Here is a 25,670-nt window from a genome sequence, read left to right on the forward strand (position 1 = left end):
GGTCTCCAGGATTCAGCCGGCCGGGGGAGGGGCGGTGGGGGTGGTGGGGTCGTCCTGGGCCTCGAAGCGGTGCTCGGCGAGTACGCCGGTCCGGTGCCGCTGGACGAACCAGTAGTAGGCGAAGCCGCCGAGCGCGACGACGCCGATGAACAGGAACGCGCCCCAGCGCAGATACCAGTGCTGCGGGCCGGTCGCGTTGTACACCTCGGCGCGCGGCCAGGCCAGGTTGAGCGACATGGCCGTGCCCCAGAGCACGGCGAGCACATTGACGGGCAGCCCCCAGCGGCCCAGCGAGAACGCGCCCTCGCGCGGCCGCCAGTCGCCGCGCAGCCTGCGCACCAGCATCGGCACGGTGACCAGCAGATACGCCACGTAGATCATGATGATCGCGATGCTGGTGATCACCGAGAAGATCTGCGGCTGGTTGATGTTCACGACCAGGATGACGACGCCCACCACCCCGATCAGCACGGCGGGCACCACGGGCGTCTTGAACCGGGGACTGACCTTGGCCAGCTTCGATCCGGCGGGCAGGTTGTTGTCCCGCGCCATGGCGAACATCAGCCGGATCCCGGCCGCCTGCACGGCCAGCACGCAGACCGTGATCGCGACGACCACCGCCCAGAGGAAGATCTCCCCGATCGTGTCGCCGAGCGTCGCCAGCACCACGTACTGCAGTCCGCCCGTCGACAGCTCCTCGGCCTGGAGGTCCGGCACCGAGAGCAGCGCGAAGAGCAGGATGAACGCGCCGATCAGGAACGACGCGATGAGCGCCCGCAGGATGGCGCGGGGCGCGTTGCGGCCCGGGTTGTGCGACTCCTCGCCGAGCGAGGACGCGGTGTCGAAGCCGTACATCACATAGGCGGAGGCCAGCGACGCGGTGAGGAACGCGCCGAAGTAGCCGAGCGACTGGCCGCTGCCCAGCCCGTACGTCTCCGTCAGCGCGGTGCTGGGGCCCCGGGTGATGTGCGCGGCCAGGAAGACGATCAGGGCGACGGCGGCGATCAGCTCGATGAAGACACCAGCGGAGTTGATCCGGGCCATCAGCTTGACGCCGAACGCGTTGACCAGCGTGGAGAACAGGATCAGCACACTGCCCAGCAGGACGGCGTTGGCCGCCTGGTCGTTCTTGCCGCTCCCGTCACCCACGAACTGGAACCAGTCGTCGATCTGCGGCAGCGTGATCTGGTAGGCCAGCGCCACGGCCGACAGGGTGACCATGGTGGCCGTCATCATCATCCAGCCGCCGAGCCAGCCGACGTGCGGACCGCCCATCTTCTTGGCCCAGTTGTAGACCGAACCGGCCACCGGATAGCGGGCGGCCAGCTCGCAGAAGCACAGGGCCACCATCAGCTGCCCGCAGAAGACCATCGGCCACGACCACCAGTAGGCGGGACCGCCGAAGGTGACGCCGAAATAGAAGAGCTGGAAGGTGCCGGTCAGGATCGAGATGTAGCTGATCCCGGCGGCGAAGGTGTGGAAGTTGCCGAGCGTGCGCTTCAGTTCGGGCTTGTAGCCCAGCTCGCCGAGCGCGTCGTCGTCGTGACCGCCGGCCGCCGCCTGCCCCTCGGGCACCTCGGCGCGCCTCATTCGAACCACCGCTGCGGGGTCGCGGAGGCATTGCGCCAGATGTGCTTGGCCTCCTGGTACTCGGCGAGGCCGGCGGGCCCCAGCTCACGGCCGAAACCGGACTGCTTCATGCCGCCCCACTCCGCCTGCGGTACGTAGGGGTGGAAGTCGTTGATCCACACGGTGCCGGCCCGCAGCCGCGACGCCACCCGGTGGGCCCGCCCGCCGTCCTGCGTCCAGACGGCGCCCGCCAGCCCGTACACGGTGTCGTTGGCCAGCCGGACCGCGTCGTCCTCGTCCCGGAACCGCTCGACGGTGAGCACCGGACCGAACGACTCGTCCTGCACCACGGACATCGAGGTGGCGCACTCGTCCAGCACCGTGGGCGGGTAGTAGAAACCGTCCGCCAGCGCCGGATCGTCGGGCCGCGCCCCGCCGCAGCGCAGCACCGCGCCCTCGGCGACGCCCTCCGCGACGTACGCCTCGACCTTGTCGCGGTGCGCGGCGGAGATCAGCGGACCGCTGCGGGCGTCCTCGTCGAACGGCCCGCCGAGCCTGATCCGGCCCGCCCGCGCCACCAGCTCGTCCACGAACCGGTCGTGCAGCTCGTCCTGCACGAGGAGCCGCGCCCCGGCGGAGCAGACCTGCCCCGAGTGCAGGAACACCGCCATCAGCGCGTAGTCGACGGCGGTGTCGAAGTCTGCGTCGGCGAAAACGATGTTGGGATTCTTGCCGCCCAGCTCCAGCGCGACCTTCTTCACGGTGGGCGCGGCGGCCGCCATGATGCGCCGCCCGGTCGCGAGCCCCCCGGTGAACGACACCAGGTCGACCCGAGGATCCTCGGTGAGGGGCGCACCCACGGCCGCGCCCGCCCCCAGCACCAGATTGGCGACCCCCTCCGGTAGCTCGGCCTCGACGAGGAGCCCCATGAGCAGGACGGCGGTGTGCGGGGTCAGCTCGCTGGGCTTGAGGACGAACGTGTTGCCCGCCGCGAGCGCCGGGGCGACCTTCCAGGCGGTCTGGAGCAGCGGATAGTTCCACGGGGTGATGAGCGCGCACACCCCGACGGGCTCGTACACGATCCGGCTGTCGACGTCCGCGAGCCCGGTGTCGACGACCCGCCCCGCGTCCCCGGCCGCGACGAGGTTTCCGAAGTACCGGAAGCAGTTGGCGATGTCGTCCATGTCGTAGGCGCTCTCGACGAGCCGCTTGCCCGTGTCCAGCGACTCGGCCCGCGCGAAGGTGTCCTTGTCCCGCTCCAGCAGCTCCGCCACCCGCAGCAGCAGCCGCCCCCGCTCGGCGGCCGGCGTCCCCGGCCAGGTCCCGCGGTCGAAGGCGGCCCGGGCGGCGGCGACGGCGGCCTCGGCGTCCTGCGGCCCGCCCTCGTCGACGGTGGCGACCAGCGTGCCGTCGGCCGGACAGCGGATCTCCCGCTTCCGCCCCTCGGCGGCAGCGGTCCACTGGCCATCGATGAACAGCTCCGGCATGGGCTCCTCCTGTACGAGGCCGGGACGGGCGCCCCGCCGGGCGCGGGCCACGGCGCCGACCGGCTCCCTGCGCGACGACGTCAGGACAGACGGTAGGGGTGGCGGGGCGGGTGCGCATGGCGGGCGGGGCCGATCGGGGCAGGCGGGGACGGGCACGTCGGCACGGCTGAGATCGTTGCCCGGGGAACGCCCGCGATGCCCGCGACACGAGAGGGACGATGTGCTGATGGCCGACCGGAGGGAAGACGCTCACGCGGCCGAGGACGAGGGCGGGTGCCTCCGACGGGTCATGGCCGTGCCCCTCGGGATCCTCTACCTGCTCGCGGCCGGTCTCTGCTACTCGGCGTGGACCATCCGCCCGTCGGGAACCTGGGACGAGGACGCGTACGGCGCCATCACCCTGTTCTGCTTCCTCGCCATCGTGGTCAGCGTCATCGCCCTGGTCATCACTGCTGCCCCTCCTGCAGTGCGTCGCGCGATGGGCCCCCGGTGGCTGGCGCCGCCGCTGGTCCTCGCTGCGATCGCGGTGACCAGGTGGGTCCTGGGCGGGCTGAGGAGCGTGCTGCTCGGTGGCTGGTGCCCCCGAGGGCTCGGGTCGGCGGGCGCGCGCCCCGATAGGATCAAGCCGGGGTCCTGACCGCAGGTTCGGGGTCAACAGCCGTTGATGCAGGGTGATTTACGCCCGGTCGCGCCGCCGCCACGACAACGGTGTCGCTGCCGACGCCCGGAACGCCCGGAACACCGAGTGAGTGGAGTGCCAGTCATGCGTGGAGGCAGTGTCGCCGTGGTCGGCGGCAGCATAGCGGGGTGTGCGGCGGCTCTCGCCGCGTCGCGCGGAGGGGCCGAGCGGGTCACCGTGCTGGAGCGCGCCGACGACCGGCTCCGTGACCGAGGCGTGGGGATCGCCCTCCACAGCGACCGGTACGACGAGCTGCGGGAAGCCGGGTACGTGGCCCCGGAGATGCCCTGGGCGCCGCTGACCCGGCGGGTGTGGAGCGTGCGCGACGGGGAGGCCGACCACGGCCGGGTCGTCGGCGAGCAGCCGTTCCCCTTCCGGGCCTACAGCTGGGGCTCGTTGTGGAGCGAACTGCGGCGCCGGGTGCCCGACGGGGTGTCCTACCGGTCCGGGTCCGTCGTCACCGCTGTCGAACCGGACGCCGACGGCGCGACGCTGCGGCTCGCGGACGGGTACGAGGAGCACTTCGACCTCGTGATCGGCGCCGACGGATACCGCTCCGTCGTCCGCGAGGCCATGTTCCCCGGCGCGGACGCCACGTACGCCGGATACATCGGCTGGCGCGGCACGTCGCCGGACGTCGCCGGCCTCCCGTCGGACGGCAACGACGCGCACAACATCGTTTTCCCCGGCGGCCATTGCATGATCTACCGCATCCCGGACGGCGTCGGCGGACACCGGCTCAACTGGGTGCTCTACACCGCGCCCCCGCAGACCGACGGCCTCCACCCGGACCTGCGGACCCCGACCTCCCTGCCGCCGGGCCGCCTCAACTCCGAACTCACCGCGCACCTGCGCGCCCTGGTCGCCGACACCTTCCCGCCGTACTGGGCGGCCCGCGTGCTCCGCACCCCCGCCGAGACCACCTTCATCCAGCCCATCTACGACCTGGAGGTGCCGCACTACACCTCGGGCCGGCTGGTGCTCGTCGGCGACGCCGCCAGCGTGGCCCGGCCGCACATCGGCGGCGGCAGCGTGAAGGCGCTCCAGGACGCCACGGCGCTGGAGGCCGCGTGGGTGGCCGGGGACAGCTGGAAGGAGGTCCTGGAGGGCTACGACGCACGGCGCGGAAGCGTCGGGGCGGCCATGGTCGCGCTCGCCCGCCGGATGGGCGACGCGCAGGTCGAGAACACGCCCGACTGGACCGCCATGGACCAGGCCGGTTTCGACGCGTGGTGGCAGGCGCAGAACAGCGGCTCCGACCGGCGCAGCGGCTTCGGCGGGCACAGCATGAAGGCCGGGTAGGGCGGGTGGCTCCCCCTCAGGCGCCCGTCGCCGTCAGTTCCAGCGCCGCGTGCAGCGCCGTCGCGTCGGCGCGGGCGTCCTCCCCGGACAGGCGCAGCGTCATCCGCCCCGAGGTGAGGACCGTGAGCGTACGGGCGCACGCGACGGCCCGGGCCGGGCTGGGGGAGACCAGCAGGACGGCGATGCCCTCGGCCGCCAGAGTGGTCACCAACGCGTCGATCTGCCGCACCAGTACGGGCGCGAGGCCCTCCGTCGGTTCGTCGAGCAGCAGCACCCGCGGCGAGCCGAGCAGGGCGCGGGCCAGCGCCAGCATCTGCTGTTCGCCGCCGGACAGATCCGTACCCCGGTTGCCCCGGCGTTCGCCCAGCCGGGGCAGCAGCTCCAGGACCCGCGCGGGGGTCCACACACTGGGGCGGGTCGTGTCGCCCCGGCGCGGCGGACGGTGGGACAGCCGCAGGTGCTCGTCGACCGTGAGCCCGGCGAACACCCGGCGGCCCTGCGGTACGAGACCGATCCCCGCCCGGGCGATCCGGTGCGCCGGCTGCCCGGTCACGTCACGGCCGTCCAGGCGTACGGTTCCGGCGCTCGGCCGCATCAGCCCGGCGACGGTGTGGACGAGCGTCGTCTTGCCCGCGCCGTTGTGGCCGACCACGGCATGGACCGTACCGGCGGGCACCGACAGGTCGAGGCCGTGCAGGACGGTGCCGCCGTGGTAGCCCGCGGTCAGGCCGGTGAGTTCGAGCATCGGGGGCCGGTCATCCTTTCGCTTCGGTGACTGCTGCCGGCGAGCCGGTGCCGTGGTACGCGTCGCGGACCTCGGGGTGCGCCAGCACCTCCTGGGTCTCGCCGGTGACGAGCACCTTCCCGGCGGCCAGCACCGTGACCGTCGAGGCGATCTGGGCGACCACCTCGACATGGTGCTCCACCAGGACGACCGCCACGCTCGCCGGCAGACCGCCGAGGATGCCGAGCAGCCGGCCGATGTCGCCGTCGGTCAGTCCGGCCGCGGGCTCGTCCAGGAGCAGCAGCCGGGGCGCGCCCGCCAGCGCCGCCGCGAGGTCGAGCATGCGGCGCTGCCCGTGCGAGAGCGTGGAGGCCGGGCGACGGGCGAGGTCCGCCAGTCCCACGGTCTCCAGATGGCGGCCCGCGGACTCGGTGTGCTGCCGGTAGCGGGACGGGCTGCGCCACGCCCCGCGGCGCTTCGGATGGTGCGGCCAGCCCGCCAGGACGACATTGTCCAGCACCGACAACTCGGCTATCACGGACGGCTGTTGGAAGCTTCGGGCGATGCCGAGACGGCTGCGCCTGGCGGTGGCTGTGCGGGTGATGTCGGCGCCGTCGAGGACGATCGTGCCGTGGTCGGGCCGGTCCGTGCCCGCGATGAGGTTGAGCAGGGTGGTCTTGCCCGCGCCGTTGGGGCCGATGACGGCGTGCCGGGCGCCCGCCGGGAGCCGGAGGCTGACGTCGTCGACGGCGGTGAGCGTGCCGTATCTGCGGGTGAGCCGGGTGAGGTCCAGCACGGGCGGCGGGGCGGACGCCGGTGCCGCGGTGGTGGGTTCGGGTGTCATGGCGAGACCTTCCCGGCGGGGGACGGGGTGGGAGCGGGCGGCGGCTGGTCCGGCGGCCTGGGCGCGTCGGAGGACGGCCCGCCGCCGGATCCGCCGCGCAGACCCGCGAGCCCGCGCGGCAGCACGTACACCGTCGCGACGAACAACACGCCCAGCAGCAGCGGCCCGTGGCCCGGCCAGGAACCGGCGACCCAGTCCCGGGTGGCGACGATGAGCCCGGCGCCCAGCAGCGCGCCGATCACCGACGTCGTACCCCCGATGACCACCGCCAGCAGGGCGAACGCGGCGATCTCGAACCCGACGTCGGCGGGGGAGAGGTACTGCTGCACGGTCACCATCAGCGAACCGCCCACCCCGGCCAGCGCGCCCGCGCAGATGTGGGCCACCAGCAGATACCTCCCCACCGGGTGCCCGGAGGCGCGCATCCGCGCCTCGGCGCCCCGGGTGCCGGTCAGCAGCTTCCCCGCCGGGGAACGCAGGACGAGCAGGGTGAGGGCGACGGAGACGACGGCCACGACGAGCGCGTAGTTGTACAGCTCGCTCTCCTCCAGCATCCCCTCCCCGCCCCACAGCGCCCGGGTGGCCGGGAAGCCGACGAGGCCGTCCGCGCCGCCGGTGACGGACTTGAGCTGGTTGACGACCGCTCCGGTCAGCTCGCCGATCGCGAGCGTGATCATCAGTACGGTCGTGCCACGGGCCCGGATCACCGCGGGCCCCACCACCGCCGCGAAGACGGCGGCGGCGAGCGCCGAGAGGACGAGCTGGACGGGGCCCACGGTCCACCCGGCGTCCGCGAGGTTCGCGGTGGCGTACGCCCCCACGGCGAACGGCGCGGTCTGCCCGAGCGTCGGGAGTCCGGCGTACCCGGTGAGGATGGTGACGCTGACTGCGAGCAGCCCCAGGGCCAGGGCGGAACCGGCCAGCGAGATGCTGTACGCGTCGAGCAGGGCGGGCAGGGCGATCAGCACGACGAGGAGGACGAGCAGCGGGGCCGCCTGCCACCACGCGGCCCTGCCGGGCAGCCGGGCCGGCCACACCGGGGAGCGCTTCCTGCCGGAGAGGGGCCCCTCGGCCGCCCGGCCCGCCGGTCGGCCCGCCAGCAGGCCCCGGAGCCGCGCGACCGGGTCCGGGCCGGGCGCCTCGGAACCGTGCCCCGCCCCCGCCGGCTCCGCGAAGCGGGAGCGCAGCACCAGCACCGCCGCCATCGCGGCGAACAGCAGGTACGGCGCCAGCTCGGGAGCCACCGAGACGCCCAGCGTCTGCACCTCGCCCACGGCGACCGCCGCGAAGAAGGTCGCCCACAGCGAGCGCAGCCCGCCGAGCACGACCACCACGAGGGAGAGCATCAGCACGTTCTCCGACGTACCGGGACCGGGGCCGATGATCGGCGCCCCCAGCACGCCCGCCGCCCCGGCCAGCGCACCCGCCGCCGCGAGGACACCGGTGTGCACGGCCCGGGGGCTGTGCCCGGTGGCCGCGAGCATCTGCGGATCGTCGGCGGCGGCCCGTACCGCCGCACCCATCCGGGTCCGCGTCAGCACCCACGTCCCGAACGCCGCGAGCAGCACGGCCATCACGATGAAGCAGAGCCGGTACGCCGGGTAGCGGTGGCCCAGCAGCGTCACCGAGGAGTCGAGCGCCTCGGGTACGCGTACGGGGAGTTCGTCCGCGCCGAAGAACTGGATGAGCAGATCGCCGCCGATCAGGGCGAGGCCGAACGTCAGCAGCGCCTGCGCGAGATGCCCCCGCCGGGCGAGCGGAGCCGTCGCCGCCGACAGCCCCGCCCCGGCGACGCACGCCGCCGCCGTTCCGGCGGCCAGTCCGAGGGCGAGACCGCCCCAGGTCCCGTCGCTCAGCTCGGCCCCCGTGTACGCGCCGATCGCGTACAGCGTGCCGTGCGACAGATTCAGCACACCCGCCGTGCCGAAGGCGAGACTCAGACCGGCGGCGACGACGAACAGCAGCAGCCCGAAGGCCACGCCGTCCACCGCCGGTATGAGATGGGCATCCAGGAGTTCCATCTCAGCTGCCGAGCGTCGCCAGGTCCTGGACCATGACGTTGGCCAACTTGGATCCGTCGGGCCGCACTTGGCGCAGGTACCAGGTCTGCACCGGCGAGTGGGCCTTGTCTCCGAACTCCCAGGCGCCGCGCGGGCTGTCGATCTGGCCGAGCCCCGCGATGGCCTTGTTGATGGTCTGCGGGGTCACGTCGCCGTCCTTCGCCGCGTCGGCGATCGCCTTGTCCAGCACGGCCGCCGCGTCGTACGACGCCATGGCGTAGGTGGTGGGCTGCGTGTCGTGCTCGGCCGTCCAGTCGGCGGCGAACGTCCGGTTGGCCTCGTTGTCCAGGTCGGCCGCGTAGTTCAGGACGGAGTAGATGTCCTTCGCGGCGGGGCCCTGTGCCTGGAGCACGCTGCCCTCGGTGACGAAGGCCGTGTACAGCGGCAGATCGGCGATGTCCGACTGGGCGTACTGCTTGGCGAAGTCGATCGCGGCCTTGCCCGCGTAGAAGCAGTACACCGCCTTGGCGTCCGTCTTGGCTATCTCCGCGAAGTACGGCATGAAGTTCGTCGTCTTCGGGAACGGCGTCCAGGTGGTCTTGCCGTCGGGGTTGGCGAGCTTGCCCTTCACCCGCTTGAACTCCTCGGTGAAGCCCCGCAGTTCGTCGTGGCCGCCCTGGTAGTCGGGGCCGATCGCGTAGACGGGGCCGTCGACCTTCTCCTTGATGTACGGGGCGATGGCCTTGCCCGGTTCGTCGGACAGGAAGCTCGTGGTCCAGACGTACTCGATGTCCTTGACCGGCGGCCGGGCGTTCGACCCCAGGAACGGGATCTTGGCCTGCTGGGTCAGCGGCAGCACCGCGTTGACCGAGCCACCGCCGACGAGGCCCGTCAACACGTCGACCTTGTCCTTCTTGACCAGCTTGGTGGCCGCGGGCACAGCGGTCGGCGGGCCGTCGCCCTCGTCCGCCACGATCAGCTCGACCTTTCGGCCGCCCAGCTTGTTGCCGTGGGTGTCCAGATACAGCTTGAAGCCGTCCCGCAGCTCCGTGCCGACCGGTTCGTAGGTGCCCGACAGGGAGGCGACCAGGCCGATCTTCACGGTGTCGTCGGAGGAGCCGCTGCCACCGCCGCTGCAACCGGTGACGGCAGCGAGACCGAGGGCGAGGGCGGCGGCACCGGCCGGGCGGAGCCGGACTCTGCGGCGGCGGGGGGCGGATGGGGCGAAGGGGAACATGAGGGCTCTCATCGGGGGAGGGGGAAGGGGGAGGGGGAAGGGGGTCAGCGCGTGGGCGGCAGGCTCGCGTCGCGGGTCTCGGGGGAGAGCGAGTCACCGACCTGGTTGATCAGTTCGGACATCATGTAGCTGACCTCGCCGATGTCGGCGTCCCGGGTGGTGGTGACGAGCAGCGAGGCGCCGCTGGAGACCGCCATCGAGAACATGTAGCCGCCCTCCATCGCGGTGAGGCTGTGCTCCACCGGGTCGGTGTTGGTCAACTGCGCCGCTGCGGAAAGCAGGTTGACGACGCCGGACGCGATGGCGGCCAGCCGCTCCGCGTCGTCGCGTTCCACGCCGGTGTACGCCAGCGCGAGTCCGTCCACGGACACGGCTATCGCCTGGGTGACTTCCGGGAGGCGCCCGGCGAAATCGCTCAGGATCCAGCTCAGGTCGGAGGAGGTGGTCATTTCTCGGTCCGTTCGGTGTGGTCGTCCGGGGCGGAACGCCCCCGGTGGTTCGTGCTCCTGTTGATCCCCTGGGCATAGGCCGCCAGTACGTCGGAGACCTGCCGGGAGTCCCGGCGGCGGGGCGACGGCCGCGGGACACCCGCGCCCGGGCGCTGTTCGGCGCCCTCCCGCCGGCCCGCGGTGGGCCACTGCTGGGGCGCCCGGCGCTGCCGCAGCGGCAGCCCCGAGGAACTGACACCCGCGACACGGGACGCCGGCTCGTCGCGTGCGGGGCGCGGCGCGGGCGTCGTGCCGTGTTCCCGGTCCCGTGCGCCGCCGCCAGGCCCGTCCTCGCGGGGCCTCTCGTGGCCGGGCAGGGCTCCCCGGTCACTGCCGTCCGCCGGTGCGTCGGGCCCGGCGGCGCCGAAGCCCGCACCCGGGCCCGTACCGGCGCTCGCGCCGAGGCCCGCGCCGACCGGGGTGCCGAGGTGGTCGGACCGTGCCCCCGCTCGGGCCGGTTGCCTGCGGCCCTGCGGTCCCGGGGGTGTGATCGGCCGGGGCGTCTCGTAGCCGACCCCGTTGCCGAGGTCGTCCTGCGACGGCCCCCGGTCCTCCTTGAAGTCCAGGGCCAGCACCTTCGCGGGCAGCGTGACCTCGGCGATGGTGCCGGGGCCCGAGGAGTCGCGGAGTTCGACAACGATGCCGTGGCGCGCGGCGAGCCGGGCCACCACATGCAGACCCATGGACCGTACGTCGCCGATGCCCGCCTGCGGTTCGAGCAGCGCGGCGTTGTGGACCGCGCGGCGCTCCGCCGTCATGCCCACGCCCTCGTCGACGATCTGCACGACCGCCCGGTCCCACAGCCGCCAGACGGCGACCCCGACCTGCTTGTCCGGGGGCGAGTACCGCGTCGCGTTGTCGAGCAGTTCCGCCAGGATGTGCGCCACGTCGTGGACGGCGCGGGCGGTGATGCCGATCCCGGACTCGATCGCGCCGAGCGAGACCCGGTCGAAGCGCTCGATCTGCTGCGCGGCGGCCACGATGACGGTGGAGCACCCCACATCCGCCGAGCGCACCCGAGCGTTCCCGTAACCGCCCAGCACCAGCAGGTTGTTGGTGTTGCGCTCCATGCGCACCGCGAGGTGGTCGAGAGCGAAGAAGGCCTTCATCCGTGCGGGGTCGGCCTCGTCCCGCTGCACCGTGTCCAGCTCGGACACCATGACCGCGGTCAGCCGGGCGCCCCGGCGTGCGACACCGACCAGCGTCTCGGCCAACTGCTCGTGTGTGTGCGCCTGTTGTGCGGCAAGCCGGACGGCTTCGTGGTGGACGGCGTTGAACGCCTCACCCACCTCGCCGATCTCGTCCTCGCCCGTGGTCCGCACCGGATCGCCGGTGCGCCGGGCCACCTCCTCCGGCGTCGCACCGCGCAGCGCGCCGGGCTGGGACAGCTCGGCCATCACGGTGGGCAGCCCGGAGTGGGCGACCTGATGCGCCGCGTTGCGCAGATCGCGCAGCCGCCGGATCATGACGCGCCCCAGACGGATCGCGACCACGACGACGCCGACCAGGGTCAGCACCACCAGGGCGACCTCCGCACCGGCCGTCCAGACGAGGGTGGTTCGGACGTCGGAGACCTGGGCGAGGACGGCCGCGTCGACCCGCTTCTCGACCGAACGCAGCAGCTCCTGACGGTCGTTGGACGCCTTCTGCCACTGCTCCGGGGTGACCGTGAGGTCCTTGCCGGCGCCCGTGCGCCCGATCTCGTCCTCCAGGCGCCGGGCCTCCAGGGCCCTCGCCCCGGAGAGGGTCCGTTCCAGCCAGGTCCGCCAGGCGCCCGGGCCGAGGTCGAACATGACGCCGATCGATTCGGTGTAGCCCATACGGCCGGCGTCGAAGGTCCGCTGCGAGGCGGTGGTGAACCCGCCCGCGGCCTGCGCCCTCGCGACGGTGACCTGCTGCTGGGCGGTGTGCTCGGCGGCCTCGGACAGAGCGGCCGAGGCGCGGATCCGGTCCGCGATGTCGGCGTCCACGCCGTCGGCCTGCGCGATGCCGTCGCGGTAGCTGTTGAGGTCGGCGATCACGATCCGATAGCCGAAGGCGAGGGCGGAGACGGTGCTGCTCTTCGAGCGGACCTGGGCGCGCAGCCCGGGCATCTCCTCCATGAACCGTTCGATACGGTCCAGGGCGCCCCTGGCGCTGCCCGGTACGGCGGAGAGTCCCTCGGCCCTGCCGCGGAATCCGGCGATGCTCCGGTCGGTCTCCTCGGTGCGTAACCGGAACGCTTCCGCGTCTCCCTGCTCGGAGACCAGTGCGGTGGCCGCTGCCCGCTCACGCTGGAGCCGGTAGGTCAACTCGCTTGCTTCGTCGGCGACTTCGACCATCGAGGTCAGTCGTCCCGCCTGGAGCGCCTGGTTGGTCGCGGGGGCGAGGGCCAGCACCGAGAAGGCGACGGCCACGGTCAGCGGTGCGGTGACGAGGAGTACGAGGCGACGATTGATTTTCACTGCGCGGCTCCATCGCCGGAACCGGGCTTGAGTATCGGTGACACGCGGATACCTGTTAACGGGTTGTGGGGGTGCCGATGGGTGGTGGTGTCGGTGACGGCGTGCCGCCGGGGGAGTGGTGCTGGTGGGGTGAAAGGGGCCCCAGGGGCACGCGCGGCATGATCCTATGCCGTAGGACGCGCCTTCGGGCGGCTGAATCATCGAAAAAAATGCACATCGATCACACAGGGATGGGCCTGCTTCGCTCACAAGTGAGCAGAAACCAAAGCGTTTTGAGCCTCGGTGGCCGGATCGATGACGGTTCGGTGCCTGCGATGACGTGCACACCTGCTGCCGATCCGTGGTGCGGCCGACGGCCGCGGAGGGCCACCCCATCGCCGGGGCGCCCACGCCCGGCACGTAGACTCCGTGAAATGAGTGTGCGCCGAATCACCCCTGGCCGCCCGCGAACCAAACCCGCCGAGGAGCGGCGCGCCGACCTCCTGGACGCGGCCGAGGGAGTGTTCGCCGAGCGGGGAATCGATGCTGCTCGGATCGACGAGATCACGGAGCGTGCGGGTGTCGCGATCGGCACCTTCTATCTGCACTTCAGCTCCAAGCGCGACATCATGTCCGCAGTACAGGCCCGTTTCGTCGACCGGCTGGTCGAGCGGCAGCACGCGGCGGCGCAGAACCTGCCCGCCGACGACTGGATCGGACGCGTGGACGCCTGGCTCAGCGACGCGGTCCGCATCTATGTGGAACACGCCCAACTGCACGACGTGCTCTACGGCCACACGCCGATCAACGCTACGACGGAGATCCAGGTCAGCCCCGAGAACGCGCATGTCGAGGCGTTCCGGCGGCTCATCGCCGAGCGCCCCGATCCTCCGGCGGACGCCCCGAACCCCGCCATGGCGGCTCTTCTGATCTACAGCGCGGCTTCACGGCCGAGGACGTGTGGACCTTCGCGCACTCCTTCGCCTTCGACTACTCGGTGTGGGAGATCTGGGGCGCCCTGGGCAACGGCGCGTCGATGGTCGTGGTGGACCGGGAGACCGGACGCGACCCGCGCGCCCTGGCCCGGCTGATCGCCGAGGAGCGGGTGACGGTGCTCAGCGAGACCCCCGCGCTCTTCGAGCACCTGGTACCCGAACTGGCCGACGACACGTCACTGCGCAGGGTGTTCCTGGGCGGTGACCGGCTGGACCCGGCGATCCTGCGCCCCTGGTTCGCCCGCTTCGGCGACCGGGACGGAGCCGGCCGGGAGACCACCGGCCGGGCCCCCGCCCCCGGCATCGAGCTGTACAACCTCTACGGAGTCACCGAGGCCACCGTGGTCTCCACGTACCACCGGGTGCGCGAGGAGGACGTACGGGCCGGCCGGCCGGTCCCGATCGGCCGCGCGCTGCCCAACCAGCGGGTGTACCTGCTCGGCGAGGACGACCGCCCGGTCCCGGTGGGCGCCACCGGCCAGTTGTGCGTGGCCGGGCACGCGGTCGCCTCCGGATACCACGACCGGGACGGACTCACCGCGGAACGGTTCGGCGCCGACCCGCTGGCGGGTCCTTCCTCGGCGGCCTTCCCCCTGTACCGCACCGGCGACCTGGCCACGGCCACCCCGGACGGGGAGGTGCACTTCCTCGGCCGCGCCGACACCCAGGTCAAGGTGCGCGGCTTCCGCGTCGAACCGGGCGAGATCGAGGCCGCGCTGCGCGAGACGCCGGGGGTGCGGTCGGCGACGGTGACCGTCCACGGCTCCGGGGCGGCGCAGCGCCTCCTTGGTTATGCCGTACCGGAGGCCCCGGACGCGGCGCACACCGCGGGGCCGGTCCCCGCCGAACCGCTACGGGAACACCTGCGCACCCGGCTGCCCGAGCATAAGGTGCCGGCCGCGGTGTACTGGATCGACCGGATCCCGACCACCCCGGGCGGCAAGGTGGACGTCGCCGCCCTCCCCGTACCGGACACCGGAGGGACCGACCGGGACACCGCGCCGATGACCGAGGCCGAGCGCCTGCTCGCCGGGCTACTGGCCGAGGTCCTCCAGGTCCCGGACGTGGGCGCGGACGACACGCTGGGCGCGCTGGGCCTCGACTCGCTCGGCGCGATGCGGCTGGCGGCGCGGCTGCGCGGCGCGTACGCCCTCGATCTGGCGGTGAGCGATCTGCCGGCCACGCGTACGGTGGCGGAGCTGGCGCGTGCGGTGGAAGCCGCCCGCCCGGTCGCGGGGGAGGGGGCACGGTGAACGCGCACCCCGGACAGACCGCGACGGACGCCACGGATCACCCCGACAGCCCGGAGAACCAGCGCTGGCGGGAGCGGATCCGGCACTTCGCCGAGAAGGAGATCGCCCCGCTCTCCGCCACGATGGACAGGACGGCGGCCCTGGACCCCGGCCTGCGGGAGCGCCTCTTCGCCGAGGGGCTGATGTCGGTGGAGATCCCGCGCGGCTACGGCGGCACGGGCGGCACCCTCTGCCAGTTGATCCTCACCATCGAGGAGGTGGCGCGGGTGGATCCCGGCGTCGCCGTCGGGGTGCACGTGCACAACGTCCTCGTCGCGGGAACGCTGCTGCGGCACGCGTCGGGCGATCAGCGTCGGCAGTACCTTCCGCAACTGGCCACCGGGAAGATCGGCGCGTTCGCCCTCTCCGAGGAACAGGCGGGCAGCGACGCGTTCGCGCTGACCACCGTCGCCCGGCAGGAGGGCGCGGGCTATTTCCTCTCCGGCCGCAAGCGGTGGACCAGCAACGCGCGCAACGCCGATCTGCTGCTCGTCTTCGCCCTGGCCGACGCGGGCGGGCCCACGGCGTTCGTGGTCCCCGCCGACGCACCCAGGGTGTCCCTGGACGACCGGGTGCAGCAGATGGGGGTGCGGGCGGCGGCCACCTCGGACGTGATCTTCGACGGGACCCCGGTCCGTACCGCCCAGCGCGTCGGCCCGCCCGGCGGCGGCCAGACGGTGGCGCTGTCCGGGCTCGGCCTCGGGCGGCTCGGCATCGCCGCGCAGATGACCGGCCTCGCCCAGGGAGCCCTGGACGCGGCGATCGGCTACAGCCGGGTTCGGGAGCAGTTCGGCGGCCGGATAGCCGACCACCAGGGGGTCGCGTTCCCGCTGGCCGATGTGGCGAGCCGGCTCGCGGCGGCCCGGGCCCTGCTGTACCAGGCGGTGGACCACTACGGCAGGGGCACGGACCCGGTCGAGCTGATGCGGCTCGCCGCCATGGCGAAGTACGTCGCGTCCGAGGTGGCCGAACGGGCGGCCTCGGTGGCGGTGGAGACCCTCGGCGGGAACGGGTACACCGACGCCTACCCCGTGGAACGGCTCTACCGGGACGCCAAGGCCGGGAAGATCTACGAGGGTACGTCCAACGTCCTGCTCCGCACGATCGCCTCGATCCTGATCGGAGGGGGCCCCGGTGACTGAGCCCCTGCGCCTGCTGTGTTTCCCGTACGCGGGAGGCAACGCCCAGACCTACGTCCGGTGGCGCCGTCACCTGGCCCCGGACATCGAGGTCTGCCCCATGCAACTGCCCGGCCACGGCGAGCGGATCGGCGAGCCGCCCCGCCACCGCTGGGACGACCTGCTGGCCGACATCCGCACCAGACTGACCGACCTGACGACTCCGAAGGACCGCCCGATCGCCCTGTTCGGCCACAGCCTGGGCGCCCTGCTCGCCTTCGAGTGCGCCCGGATCCTGGTGTCCGAGCACGGCATCCGCCCGGCCCGTCTGCTGGTCTCGGGCCACCGGGCGCCCCACCTCCCCCTGCGGGAGGAGACACTTCACCACCTGCCGGACACGGAGTTCCTCACGAGGCTCAGCGAACGGTCGCGCACGCTGCGCGCGTTGACCGACCCCGAGTTCCGCAAACTCCTCCTTCCCATGCTGCGGGCCGACTTCACCGCGTCGGAGACCCACGCGTTCCGGGAGGGACCGACGCTGACCTGCCCGATCACGGCCCTGGGCGGCGAGCGGGACGAGGACGCGACCCTGGGCGAGGTCGCCGCCTGGCAACGGCACACCACGGGCCGGTTCGAGCTGGCGGCCTTCCCGGGAGACCACTTCTTCATCGACGACGCCTGGGAGGCGGTGGCGACCGCGGTCGGCGACCGGGTGCGGGTACGGGCGGGGAGCAGGCCCCGGTGAGTTGCCGGACAGGGGAGCGACGGGGGCACCGGGGCGCGCCCGGGTGCTTTCCCCGTGGACACGACGTCAGGTGATCAGCGTCGAGCAGATCGCTCCACGCGTTCTCACTGTTGGTGGGGAGCGGGAATCGAAGGTCCGGAACCCCCTTCACCCGCTCCCCCCTCCCAGCTCCGTGTCGATGTTGAGCACGCGGATCCCGGACTGCGACTGCGCGAGGAGCACCGCGGCGTTCTCCGCGAGGCGGCGGGCCGACTTGAGCCGCAGGTCCAGCCCGACACCGTCACCCCAGCGGACGGACGTCGCGATGGCGCATTCGATCGAACCACCGGATGCCACGTGGCCGGTGATCTCCTTGTGAATGCGGCGGCTGGTGCGCTGACTCGAGCGGTCCGTTGTGGCGTTGCGGTAGTTGCGAGCTCGCCTGGACAGCTCCACCGACTCCCCGATGTAGAGCACGCGGATGCCGTCGTCGCCCCTGCCGAAGTCGTAGCGGTAGAGCCCTGGCGCTCTGGGCAGTGCGGGAAACCTCGGCAGGCCGGCTTCGTCCAGGGTGACCGGGCCGGCACGTAGCCACGAGAACGCGACGCGGACGTCGAGCGTCTCCACTTCCCTGAGCCGGGATTCGTCGAAGGACACACGGCCAGACGTGCGGTTCAGCCGCGGGGACGGGCCGTTCACGGCACCCGAGGGCCCGGAACCGATCGGGAACCCGAGGCCCTGCAGCCACCGTCGTGATTGCTGCGACTGGAACCGGCCGCGCTTGGCGCCTGTCGCAAGGGAGATGACCTGCTTGACCGGCCAGCGCGCACCGTCTATTTCGACCCAGTACATGCGGATTTCCTCGGGCAGGTGACCGGCGAGGCGCCCGCGAACGAGCGCGGGCGTCAGCTCGAAGGATTCGCCATCGAGGGTGAATTGCATGGGAGGGAGGTTAGTCCCGATCGCCGATCGCCGATCGCCGATCACCGGTCACCGGCTCCGGCCGGGCGGCCGGACGGCGTGATCGTAGAGGCTGAACAGCCGCAGCCGGTCCGCGGCTCCGTCCCCCTCCGCCGCGAGAGCGTCCCAGCACTGGGCCGCCAGGGCGCGGGCGCGGGTACCGGGCCAGGGTTGGGGGAGCAGCTCGGCGGGGAGCAGGGGGTCGGGGTCCATCGCGGTGGTGAAGGCCGCCGCCAGTTCGATGGCGTACGTCAGCCGCTCGGTCGCGGTGGGCGGGGCGGCGGAGCCGGACAGCCTGGCCAGACGGTCCTCGGCGAGCGCCGCGAGCGTCTCGTGGCGCTCCGCGATCGCGGGCAGCGGCCACAGCAGCGCGGCCAGCCGGACGGGGTCGCTCTCCTCACCCACTCGCAGGTCCCGACTGGTCAGCCAGGTGAGCGAGGGCAGGACGCCGAGGTGGCGGGCGTGGGCCTCGACGATGCCGGCGATGTCGTTGGCGCAGACGTAGAGGCCTCCTTGGAGGGGGGCCGCACCGAGATGGACCAGGGTGTCGCGCAGGGTGTCGCGGGCCTGCCTGGCGATCTCGGGGATGGCAAAGGCGAACAGGCGCCAGGTTCCGTCCCAGGGGGCGAGCCCCTGGTCCTGCCGGTAGGCGTGGCGTACGTACTCGACGTCCGGTGCGAGGGAGCCGGTCGCGTCGGTGGTCGCGTGCAGCCGGGCCTTGCGCCCACGGCCCTCCTGGGTGAACCGCTCCTCGACGACCAGCCGTTTGACGCACAGCCGGACCTGCTGGCCGGTCATACCGATCGCCTCGGCGACGGAATACAGCTCGTCCGCGTGAACGGTGCCGTCCTCGCGGACGAGGGCGAACACCAGGGTCCGGGTGCTGATCGCGGGCGGCACGGACTCCGCCGCCGGGGTGCCTGCGGGCGTGCTCGTCATCGCTGCTGCTCCAAGCTGTCACCGGGTGCGCCACCGCCCGGGCGGTCCTGAAGGGCGCGATGCATGGTAGTCACGGCACCGAATCCCATGAGGCCCCTGAGATACGGGGTCTGCTCGCTGTGTACGGCGGTGAAGCCGTGCCGCTCGTACAGGGCGCGGGCGCGGGGGTTGACGTCGATGACGTCCAGGCGGATCCGCGAGCAGCCGTGTTCGGCGGCGACGGCCGCGATCTCGGTCAGCAGCAGGCTGCCGATCCCGGTGCCGCGGTGGGCGGGGTCGACGGCGATGCCGTCCATGACCAGCTCCCCCCGTTCCGGGGTCCGTTCGAGCAGGGCCAGCACAGCGAGCCGGGGGAGACCTCGGAAGAGCCCGTAGCCGGTGAGCACGTCGCGTACGCCACCGCCGGTCATGCCGCGTCCTTCGAGCCGGTAGCCGGCCACGCCCACGACGCGGTCCCCGCCAGGAGCGAGGGCGACGACGGCGCGGTCGTGGTGGAGATGGCCGGCGATGAAGGCGCGCCCGCGGTCCGGCGGGCCCAGAGCGGCCCCGAGCTTGCGGCCGAACGCCTCCCAGTACAGCGCCGCGACCTGGTGTTCGGCCCGCAGGGGAACGCCGCGTCGGACGGCGACTGCTGAGTCCATGACTTCCTCCTGACTCGTATGTACGATCATAGTACGGTCGAATTCGAAACGAGCGTTTTCATTTCGATAGATTCTTTGGGGGGCGCATGGCGACGAGAGGCGGCACCCGCGGGCGTCGGGTGGTGCGGTCCGTGCTCGCGACACTGGCCGCGGTCGCGCTGACGGCGGCGGGCCTGAGTGGACTGGTGATCTGGCAGCACACCTACGACCTGCGCGAACAGGCGGTGACGGTGCGACGGGACGGCCGGATCCTGCAGGGCGTCCTGGCCCTGCCCGAGAGGGGGAAGGGCCCCTTCCCTCTCGTGGTCGTCGTTCACGGTGACGGTCCCGTCGACGCCACGCACGACACCTTCTACCGGCCGATCTGGGAGTCCTTCGCCCGCGCCGGGTACGCCGCGCTGTCCTGGAACAAGCCGGGCGTGGGCGGCGCGCCGGGGAACTGGCTCGACCAGTCCATGGGCGACCGGGCCGCGGAGGCCCTCGACGCCATCGCCTGGGCGCGGCAGCACCCGGACATCGACGGCAGCCGGATCGGCCTGTGGGGCGCCAGCCAGGCCGGCTGGGTGCTGCCCAGGATCGCCGCCCAGGACCCCGGCATCCGCTTCGCTATCGCCGTCTCACCCGCTGTCAACTGGCTTCGGCAGGGCCGCTACCACCTCCTCGCCGAACTCCGCCGCGACGGCGCCTCCGACGCCGACATCGCCGCGGCCCTGCGCCGCCGTGAGACCGGTCTGGAACTGCTGGGGCGCGGCGCGTCCTACGAGGAGTACGTACGCGCTGTCGGTGACCCGCAGGGCATGACGGCCGCCCGCTGGCGATTCGCCGCCCGGAACCACAAGGCCGACGCCACCGCCGACCTGCCCGCCCTGCGCGGCGTCCCCGTCATGCTCGCCCTCGCCGGACACGACGCGAACGTGGACACCGCCGAGACCGAGGCCGCCTACCGCAGGCTCCTGCCCGGGCCCGCGCTGCGCGTCGCCCACTACCCGGACGCCGCCCACAGCCTGGTCGAACACGACGTCGAGAACTCCACGCTCCGGCTCACCCTGACCGCGCTGTGCGCGCCGAGGGCGCTGTTCGCCGACGGATACCTGGACGACCAGCGGCGGTTCCTGGCCGCCCTTGACGACCACCGGGGAGGGCGGCGATGACCGTACGGCCCACGAGGGGAGCCCAGGCGGGTCCGCGGCGACATCGTCAGCATGTACGCGGTGGTCGGCCTTCTTCTGCTTGCCGTGCACCTGATCCGGCCGCGCACCGCGGGACGCGCCGTCGTCGTCCTGACCCTCCTCACAGCGGCCGGCTGCCTACTGCTGGCCTGGGTGCTCGCCATCACCGGGGGCGGTGGCATCGACACCGCCGCCGCCACCGAGCAGGGCCGCCAGGCCGCCTACCTCGGCCAGTCATTCGTCCTGGCACTCGTGTTGACCGGATACGGCACTGCCCTGGTGGGACATCATCCGTCGGCGGGCCATGGCCACGCCAGTGCTCACGGCCACCGAATGATCTTCGTGTGTTCACGCCGACCGATGATCACCCGGTGACCGTATCCGTTCCCAGCGGGGTTCGTCACCGCATCGCAAGATCAGGACGGCTGGCCGGGAGTCCCGTCGGCCTCGACATTGGCCACCATCCTGCGCAGCACCTTGAGCGCGGCCACGTACTCCTCGTCGCTGATGCCCTGGTGGACCACAGCACGTACCTCGGTCGCCAGCTCACGGAGCCGCACCCTGGCGGCTTCCCCGGCATCCGTGAGGTGCAGCCGCTGCCCGTCGTCGATCCGAAGCCATTCACGGTGGAGCAACTGGTCGACGACCCTGGCGATCTCGTGCGGCCCGTCGGCCAGGTGCGTCAGCTGTGCGACGACCTCCTCGCGGCTCGGCGCCGCAGGGCCGCCGTTCACGCGGTTGAGCACCCAGTACTGCGGCTGCGTGACGTCGACCTTGGCCATCGCGTCACGCAGATGCCGGGTGACGGCCGTCTGGGCCAGGCCACACCAGTACCCGACCGGTTGAGTGGCCAGCATGTCATCGGTGGCGGCCGGGTTCGCCGGCGCCTGATCGGTGGTGGATCCAGTCAGTAATTCCATGATCGTGATGCTATCTACATCCGGCGCACCGAACCATCGGCATGCGACACTTTCTGCAACTCGCCCGGGTTCGCAACAAAACCGCTGGCCACCGTCATCTTCGGGTCCGTCGCGGCCCGGATCGTCATGCCGAAGCCCACCGCGTGATGCGCCGACGACGGCTCACCCACGCAGCCGGCGGGTGCATCACGAAACCGCACTGAGTACTCATCCGGCAGCCTGATGGGGTCACCTCCCGGACGGCGCGGTCAGCCCACGGGAATCCGTGCCCTCCTCGGCCGTGACGAGCGGGCGCGCGTCGGGAGGGTGGAGGGCGGGGAGGCCGTGCCCGCCCGCCGCGCCGCCCGCGAGGCAGCGATCATGGCTGTCACGGGCATGCCGGCTCGCAACTGGCCCGGCCCACCTCCACCTTGACCGTGCAGTCACGGGGCGGGCCACCTGACCGCAGGAGTGGCCCGCCGGAGAGGGGTCAGTCGTCGAGGGCGTCCATGACCTTGGCGAGGTCGACGAACTTGAAGTTGGTCGCGTCGCGGTCGTCGCCGCCGCCGGGGGAGTCGTGTCCGTCCTGGACGACGAGGAGGCCGTTGGGGTACTTGGAGCCGAGTGGGGCGTTGAGGACGGCGGCGCCGTCGCACTCCTCCGAACCGTCGAGGGTGTTGTTCGAGGCCGTGACTCGGAAGCCGCCTTCGTACTCGTTGGCGTCCTCCAGTTCGCGGTCGTACGCGGCGAAGGTGTTGTCGCCCTGGCTGGAGGCGAGGATGTAGCCGTCGCCGTCGGACTCGCCGAGCAGCGTCAGACCCTCGACGTCCGCGGATATCCTCGTGCCGCCGAAGCCGGGGTCCGTGCCCGGCGTGCACTCCTCGGTCTCCTCGTCGTGGACGCCGGGGACGCCGTACTCGCGGACCTTGTCGATCAGCTTCGGCTTGCCGGTGAGGTCGGCGCGCATCCGCCAGACGCCGACGTCCTCCTGACCGGCGTAGAGCATGCCGTTGGCCGGGTCGACGACCATGCCCTCGACCTGCGGCAGTTCGCCGGGCTCGCCGCACGGGGACCACGAGGTGCCGTTGGGCAGGCGGAAGGAGGAGGGCAGGTCCAGGGTGCGGACCTTGCGGTAGGTGACCTTGCCGCCCGCGGTCGGCAGCAGTTCCAGGAGGGCGATGCCGGTGCGCTCGCGGCGGCTGACCAGGGCGTAGGACTTCCCGGTCGCCGGGTTCGTCCAGGTCGCCAGGCCGTAGGCCGTCCGCTGGTCGTTTACCTCTGCCTGGTCCTGGGAGAACACGTGCGGTGCGGCGGGGTCGGTGACGTCGGTCAGCGGGCCGCCGGTCCGGTCCCGGTCGACGCGGTAGAAGCGCAGTCGGTCGTGGCCGCGGTCACTGGTGACGGCCAGGTCGGCCTTCCCCGAGGAGAGCCGAAGACCGTGGACGAGGTCCACGTTGTTGAAGCGGCCCGGGGCATCGCCCTCACCCGCGGCGGGAGGCGCGGCTATCGACTGCACCAGTCGCGCGTCCAGGTCGTAGACGCGCAGGCCGCCCTCCTTCGCGGTGGCGACGACGAGGCTGCGGCCGGGGGCCGCGGCGTTGCGCCAGATGGCCGGGTCGTCCGCGTCGGCGTTGCCGCCCTCGTCGTCGTCGTGCAGCACCGGCGTCTCCGCACGGGGCGTCACGACCGGTAGGTCGTCGGTGTGCAGGCGGTGCCGGGCCTCGGCGGGCACAGCCAGTGCCGCCACCGCGAGAGCCATGGTCACGGTCAGCACGGTCGATCGGACGATGGTGGAGCGAGGCACACTGGTCTCCTCTGCCGGCGGGTGGTTGGACCTGCGAGAGCCTGACTCCGGAGAGTGGCCGTACGGCAGCGGTCGCATGGCGGGTAACTCTTGTCCCTCATGTACACGGGATGAACGACAGACCGGACAGCGAGAGGGTGTGTGCCGAAGGGGGACAGGGGCTGTCCATCGAGCGGTGCAACGAGGGTGGTTGGGGAGTGCTGGGACGGCTCCCTCCTTCCTGCCTGCCGTGACTTCCGGGCGACCTGGGTCGAGGTTCGGCGTCGGTACTGGTCGTGCGGCGACGTCGCCGGGTGGTGTCTGTTCAGATCGGTCGGCGCGACAGGTCAGGCCTGGTCGATAGTGTCGAGAGTCATCGCGTCGGTGGCCGGAACGATGTGGTCGACGAACTCCAGCTCCTGGTGAGGGATGTCCTCACGGGCTCAGCCTCGGCAGAGACGCCGGACCCTGCGAGCGCAGAGCCCTCGGGCCACCTTGCTCCCATGTCTGCCGCCACCGCTGCACCGACCGGACGCTGACCCGCAGGTCCTTGGCGATCACCGAACTCGCCTCACCCTGCGCGAACTGCTCTGCGGCCTGAAGTCGTAACTACCTGCGGAACTGCTGACGTTCGGCGGTCAGCCCGCCCCCTTGCGGATACTGCATGCCTCTGGTGGCACCGCAGTGAACGACGAACCGTCAGCCCCTACGACATTGCGAGTTCAACCTCAGTAGGGAGGGTCGTGAAGGTGGGTATCCGCAGGTCAGCTGGCATGTTGAAGTGTCGTGCCCCTCGCATCGAGGGGCACGGCATCGCGCCCCTCAGATGTCCCGGAAGATCTCGATCTGCGCCCCCACCGAGTTCAGCCGCTCGGCCAGTTCCTCGTAACCGCGGTTGATCACATAGACGTTGCGGAGCACGGAGGTGCCTTCGGCCGCCATCATCGCCAGCAGTACCACCACGGCGGGCCGCAGGGCGGGCGGGCACATCATCTCGGCGGCGCGCCAGCGGGTGGGGCCCTCGACCAGGACCCGGTGGGGGTCGAGGAGTTGGAGGCGGCCGCCCAGGCGGTTGAGGTCGGTGAGGTAGATCGCGCGGTTGTCGTAGACCCAGTCGTGGATCAGGGTCTGGCCGTGCGCCGCGGCGGCGATCGCCGCGAAGAACGGGACGTTGTCGATGTTGAGGCCGGGGAACGGCATCGGGTGGATCTTGTCGATCGGGGCCTCCAGCTTGGAGGGCCGGACGGTGAGGTCCACCAGGCGGGTGCGCGCGTTGTCGGCCGCGTACTCCGGGGTGCGGTCGCAGTCGACGCCCATCTCCTCCAGGACGGCGAGCTCGATCTCCAGGAACTCGATCGGCACCCGGCGGATGGTGAGTTCGGACTCGGTCACCACCGCGGCGGCCAGCAGGCTCATCGCCTCGACCGGGTCCTCGGAGGGGGAGTAGTCCACGTCCACGTCGATCTGCGGGACCCCGTGGACGGTGAGCGTCGTCGTACCGACCCCGTCGACCCGTACGCCCAGGGCCTCCAGGAAGAAGCACAGGTCCTGGACCATGTAGTTGGACGAGGCGTTGCGGATCACCGTCGTGCCGTCGTGCCGGGCGGCGGCCAGCAGGGCGTTCTCGGTCACCGTGTCGCCGCGTTCGGTCAGCACGATGGGCCGGTCCGGGGCGACGGTGCGGTCGACCTGCGCGTGGTACAGGCCCTCCGTCGCGGCGATCTCCAGGCCGAAGCGGCGCAGCGCGATCATGTGCGGCTCGATCGTGCGGGTGCCCAGGTCGCAGCCGCCCGCGTACGGCAGGGTGAACTGCTCCGTCCGGTGCAGCAGCGGCCCCAGGAACATGATGATCGAGCGGGTCCGGCGCGCGGCGTCGGCGTCGATCGCCGCCAGGTCCAGCTGCGCGGGCGGCACGATCTCCAGGTCCACCCCGTCGTTGACCCAGCGGGTGCGCACCCCGATGGAGTTCAGCACCTCCAGGAGCCGGAACACCTCCTCGATCCGGGCCACCCGGCGCAGGACCGTACGCCCCTTGTTGAGCAACGAGGCGCACAGCAGCGCCACACAGGCGTTCTTGCTGGTCTTGACGTCGATGGCCCCGGAGAGCCGTCGGCCGCCGACGACCCGCAGATGCATGGGCCCGGCGTACCCGAGCGACACGATCTCGCTGTCGAGAGCCTCGCCGATACGGGCGATCATCTCAAGGCTGATGTTCTGGTTGCCGCGCTCGATGCGGTTGACGGCGCTCTGGCTGGTGCCGAGGGCCTCGGCCAACTGCGTCTGTGTCCAGCCCCGGTGCTGACGGGCGTCACGGATGAGCTTGCCGATACGTACGAGGTAGTCGTCTGACATGTCGGCAGGCTATCTCAGATATGAGATGAGAATGCTGTGGGGGTG

The 25,670-nt window shown here is 71.9% G+C and carries 23 protein-coding genes and 1 pseudogene; 8 read left to right on the forward strand and 16 right to left on the reverse strand.

What is annotated here, in order from left to right:
- Nucleotides 1–12 precede the first annotated feature (12 nt).
- On the reverse strand, nt 13–1,590 hold the full coding sequence (locus IE140_RS15005) for an APC family permease (protein ID WP_189460438.1): 1,578 nt from the start codon (nt 1,588–1,590) through the stop codon (nt 13–15).
- Nucleotides 1,587–3,056 (reverse strand): aldehyde dehydrogenase family protein, encoded by a 1,470-nt coding sequence (locus IE140_RS15010; RefSeq protein WP_032768613.1) that lies wholly within the window; start codon nt 3,054–3,056, stop codon nt 1,587–1,589. The genes IE140_RS15005 and IE140_RS15010 overlap by 4 nt, the downstream gene beginning before the upstream one ends.
- 226 nt (nt 3,057–3,282) lie before the next feature.
- Between IE140_RS15010 and IE140_RS15015 the strand changes: the two genes are divergently transcribed.
- Nucleotides 3,283–3,693 (forward strand): hypothetical protein, encoded by a 411-nt coding sequence (locus IE140_RS15015; protein WP_189460440.1) that lies wholly within the window; start codon nt 3,283–3,285, stop codon nt 3,691–3,693.
- Nucleotides 3,694–3,819: 126 nt separating this feature from the next.
- Nucleotides 3,820–5,037, forward strand: a complete 1,218-nt coding sequence (locus IE140_RS15020) for an FAD-dependent monooxygenase (RefSeq protein ID WP_150198144.1) — start codon at nt 3,820–3,822, stop codon at nt 5,035–5,037.
- 16 nt (nt 5,038–5,053) lie between these two features.
- Here the strand turns inward: IE140_RS15020 and IE140_RS15025 are convergent, their stop codons facing one another.
- Genes IE140_RS15025 through IE140_RS15050 form a run of 6 tightly spaced genes read right to left on the reverse strand, consistent with a single transcriptional unit; the run spans nt 5,054 to nt 12,774 of the window.
- Nucleotides 5,054–5,782: an ABC transporter ATP-binding protein gene (locus IE140_RS15025; protein ID WP_093813233.1), complete on the reverse strand. Its 729-nt coding sequence runs from the start codon at nt 5,780–5,782 to the stop codon at nt 5,054–5,056.
- A gap of 10 nt (nt 5,783–5,792) precedes the next feature.
- The gene (locus tag IE140_RS15030) at nt 5,793–6,605 is read right to left on the reverse strand and encodes an ABC transporter ATP-binding protein (RefSeq protein ID WP_150198146.1); all 813 of its coding nucleotides are present in this window, start codon (nt 6,603–6,605) and stop codon (nt 5,793–5,795) included.
- Nucleotides 6,602–8,626, reverse strand: a complete 2,025-nt coding sequence (locus IE140_RS15035) for a branched-chain amino acid ABC transporter permease (protein WP_150198148.1) — start codon at nt 8,624–8,626, stop codon at nt 6,602–6,604. Before IE140_RS15035 ends, IE140_RS15030 begins: the two co-directional genes overlap by 4 nt.
- A gap of 1 nt (nt 8,627) precedes the next feature.
- Nucleotides 8,628–9,842: an ABC transporter substrate-binding protein gene (locus IE140_RS15040; RefSeq protein WP_093443760.1), complete on the reverse strand. Its 1,215-nt coding sequence runs from the start codon at nt 9,840–9,842 to the stop codon at nt 8,628–8,630.
- A gap of 44 nt (nt 9,843–9,886) precedes the next feature.
- Nucleotides 9,887–10,291: a roadblock/LC7 domain-containing protein gene (locus tag IE140_RS15045; RefSeq protein ID WP_093443758.1), complete on the reverse strand. Its 405-nt coding sequence runs from the start codon at nt 10,289–10,291 to the stop codon at nt 9,887–9,889.
- On the reverse strand, nt 10,288–12,774 hold the full coding sequence (locus IE140_RS15050) for a sensor histidine kinase (RefSeq protein WP_150196859.1): 2,487 nt from the start codon (nt 12,772–12,774) through the stop codon (nt 10,288–10,290). The genes IE140_RS15045 and IE140_RS15050 overlap by 4 nt, the downstream gene beginning before the upstream one ends.
- Nucleotides 12,775–13,187: 413 nt before the next feature.
- Between IE140_RS15050 and IE140_RS15055 the strand changes: the two genes are divergently transcribed.
- The 4 genes from IE140_RS15055 to IE140_RS15070 are packed head-to-tail and all read left to right on the forward strand — an operon-like array spanning nt 13,188 to nt 16,903.
- The gene (locus IE140_RS15055; RefSeq protein WP_229826798.1) at nt 13,188–13,844 is read left to right on the forward strand and encodes a TetR/AcrR family transcriptional regulator; all 657 of its coding nucleotides are present in this window, start codon (nt 13,188–13,190) and stop codon (nt 13,842–13,844) included.
- Nucleotides 13,751–15,001: a non-ribosomal peptide synthetase gene (locus IE140_RS15060; protein ID WP_229826822.1), complete on the forward strand. Its 1,251-nt coding sequence runs from the start codon at nt 13,751–13,753 to the stop codon at nt 14,999–15,001. The genes IE140_RS15055 and IE140_RS15060 overlap by 94 nt, the downstream gene beginning before the upstream one ends.
- The gene (locus tag IE140_RS15065) at nt 14,998–16,182 is read left to right on the forward strand and encodes an acyl-CoA dehydrogenase family protein (protein WP_150196860.1); all 1,185 of its coding nucleotides are present in this window, start codon (nt 14,998–15,000) and stop codon (nt 16,180–16,182) included. Before IE140_RS15060 ends, IE140_RS15065 begins: the two co-directional genes overlap by 4 nt.
- Nucleotides 16,175–16,903 carry a thioesterase II family protein gene (locus tag IE140_RS15070; protein WP_150196861.1) on the forward strand — a complete coding sequence of 243 codons (729 nt, stop codon included), beginning with the start codon at nt 16,175–16,177 and terminating at the stop codon, nt 16,901–16,903. The genes IE140_RS15065 and IE140_RS15070 overlap by 8 nt, the downstream gene beginning before the upstream one ends.
- Before the next feature lie 147 nt (nt 16,904–17,050).
- On the opposite strand, the gene IE140_RS15075 is transcribed toward IE140_RS15070, so the two are convergent.
- The 3 genes from IE140_RS15075 to IE140_RS15085 are packed head-to-tail and all read right to left on the reverse strand — an operon-like array spanning nt 17,051 to nt 19,422.
- Nucleotides 17,051–17,824, reverse strand: coding sequence for a hypothetical protein (locus IE140_RS15075; RefSeq protein WP_150196862.1), 774 nt, complete (start codon nt 17,822–17,824; stop codon nt 17,051–17,053).
- Nucleotides 17,825–17,872: 48 nt separating this feature from the next.
- Nucleotides 17,873–18,781, reverse strand: coding sequence for a PaaX family transcriptional regulator C-terminal domain-containing protein (locus IE140_RS15080; protein ID WP_150196863.1), 909 nt, complete (start codon nt 18,779–18,781; stop codon nt 17,873–17,875).
- On the reverse strand, nt 18,778–19,422 hold the full coding sequence (locus IE140_RS15085) for a GNAT family N-acetyltransferase (RefSeq protein WP_189460442.1): 645 nt from the start codon (nt 19,420–19,422) through the stop codon (nt 18,778–18,780). Before IE140_RS15085 ends, IE140_RS15080 begins: the two co-directional genes overlap by 4 nt.
- Nucleotides 19,423–19,553: 131 nt before the next feature.
- On the opposite strand from IE140_RS15085, the gene IE140_RS15090 reads away from it, so the two are divergent.
- Complete coding sequence (locus IE140_RS15090) at nt 19,554–20,573, forward strand: alpha/beta hydrolase family protein (RefSeq protein WP_229826799.1); 1,020 nt, start codon at nt 19,554–19,556, stop codon at nt 20,571–20,573.
- A gap of 51 nt (nt 20,574–20,624) precedes the next feature.
- On the forward strand, nt 20,625–20,966 hold the full coding sequence (locus IE140_RS15095) for a hypothetical protein (protein ID WP_150196866.1): 342 nt from the start codon (nt 20,625–20,627) through the stop codon (nt 20,964–20,966).
- Nucleotides 20,967–21,007: 41 nt separating this feature from the next.
- Here IE140_RS15095 and IE140_RS15100 read toward each other — a convergent pair whose 3' ends face one another.
- From IE140_RS15100 to IE140_RS15120, 5 genes and pseudogenes are all read right to left on the reverse strand, one after another.
- Complete coding sequence (locus IE140_RS15100; RefSeq protein ID WP_150196867.1) at nt 21,008–21,511, reverse strand: MarR family winged helix-turn-helix transcriptional regulator; 504 nt, start codon at nt 21,509–21,511, stop codon at nt 21,008–21,010.
- Between the two features lie 14 nt (nt 21,512–21,525).
- Nucleotides 21,526–21,711 carry a hypothetical protein gene (locus tag IE140_RS15105; protein ID WP_141720341.1) on the reverse strand — a complete coding sequence of 62 codons (186 nt, stop codon included), beginning with the start codon at nt 21,709–21,711 and terminating at the stop codon, nt 21,526–21,528.
- Nucleotides 21,712–21,980: 269 nt separating this feature from the next.
- On the reverse strand, nt 21,981–23,294 hold the full coding sequence (locus IE140_RS15110; protein WP_229826800.1) for a phytase: 1,314 nt from the start codon (nt 23,292–23,294) through the stop codon (nt 21,981–21,983).
- A 420-nt stretch (nt 23,295–23,714) separates the two neighbouring features.
- Nucleotides 23,715–23,939: pseudogene (locus IE140_RS15115) on the reverse strand (helix-turn-helix domain-containing protein); the annotation flags it as partial.
- A 156-nt stretch (nt 23,940–24,095) separates the two neighbouring features.
- Nucleotides 24,096–25,625 carry a helix-turn-helix domain-containing protein gene (locus IE140_RS15120; RefSeq protein WP_006128374.1) on the reverse strand — a complete coding sequence of 510 codons (1,530 nt, stop codon included), beginning with the start codon at nt 25,623–25,625 and terminating at the stop codon, nt 24,096–24,098.
- Nucleotides 25,626–25,670: the final 45 nt, after the last annotated feature.

Origin of the sequence: Streptomyces parvus (assembly GCF_014648875.1) — a bacterium.
Lineage (GTDB): Bacteria > Actinomycetota > Actinomycetes > Streptomycetales > Streptomycetaceae > Streptomyces > Streptomyces parvus.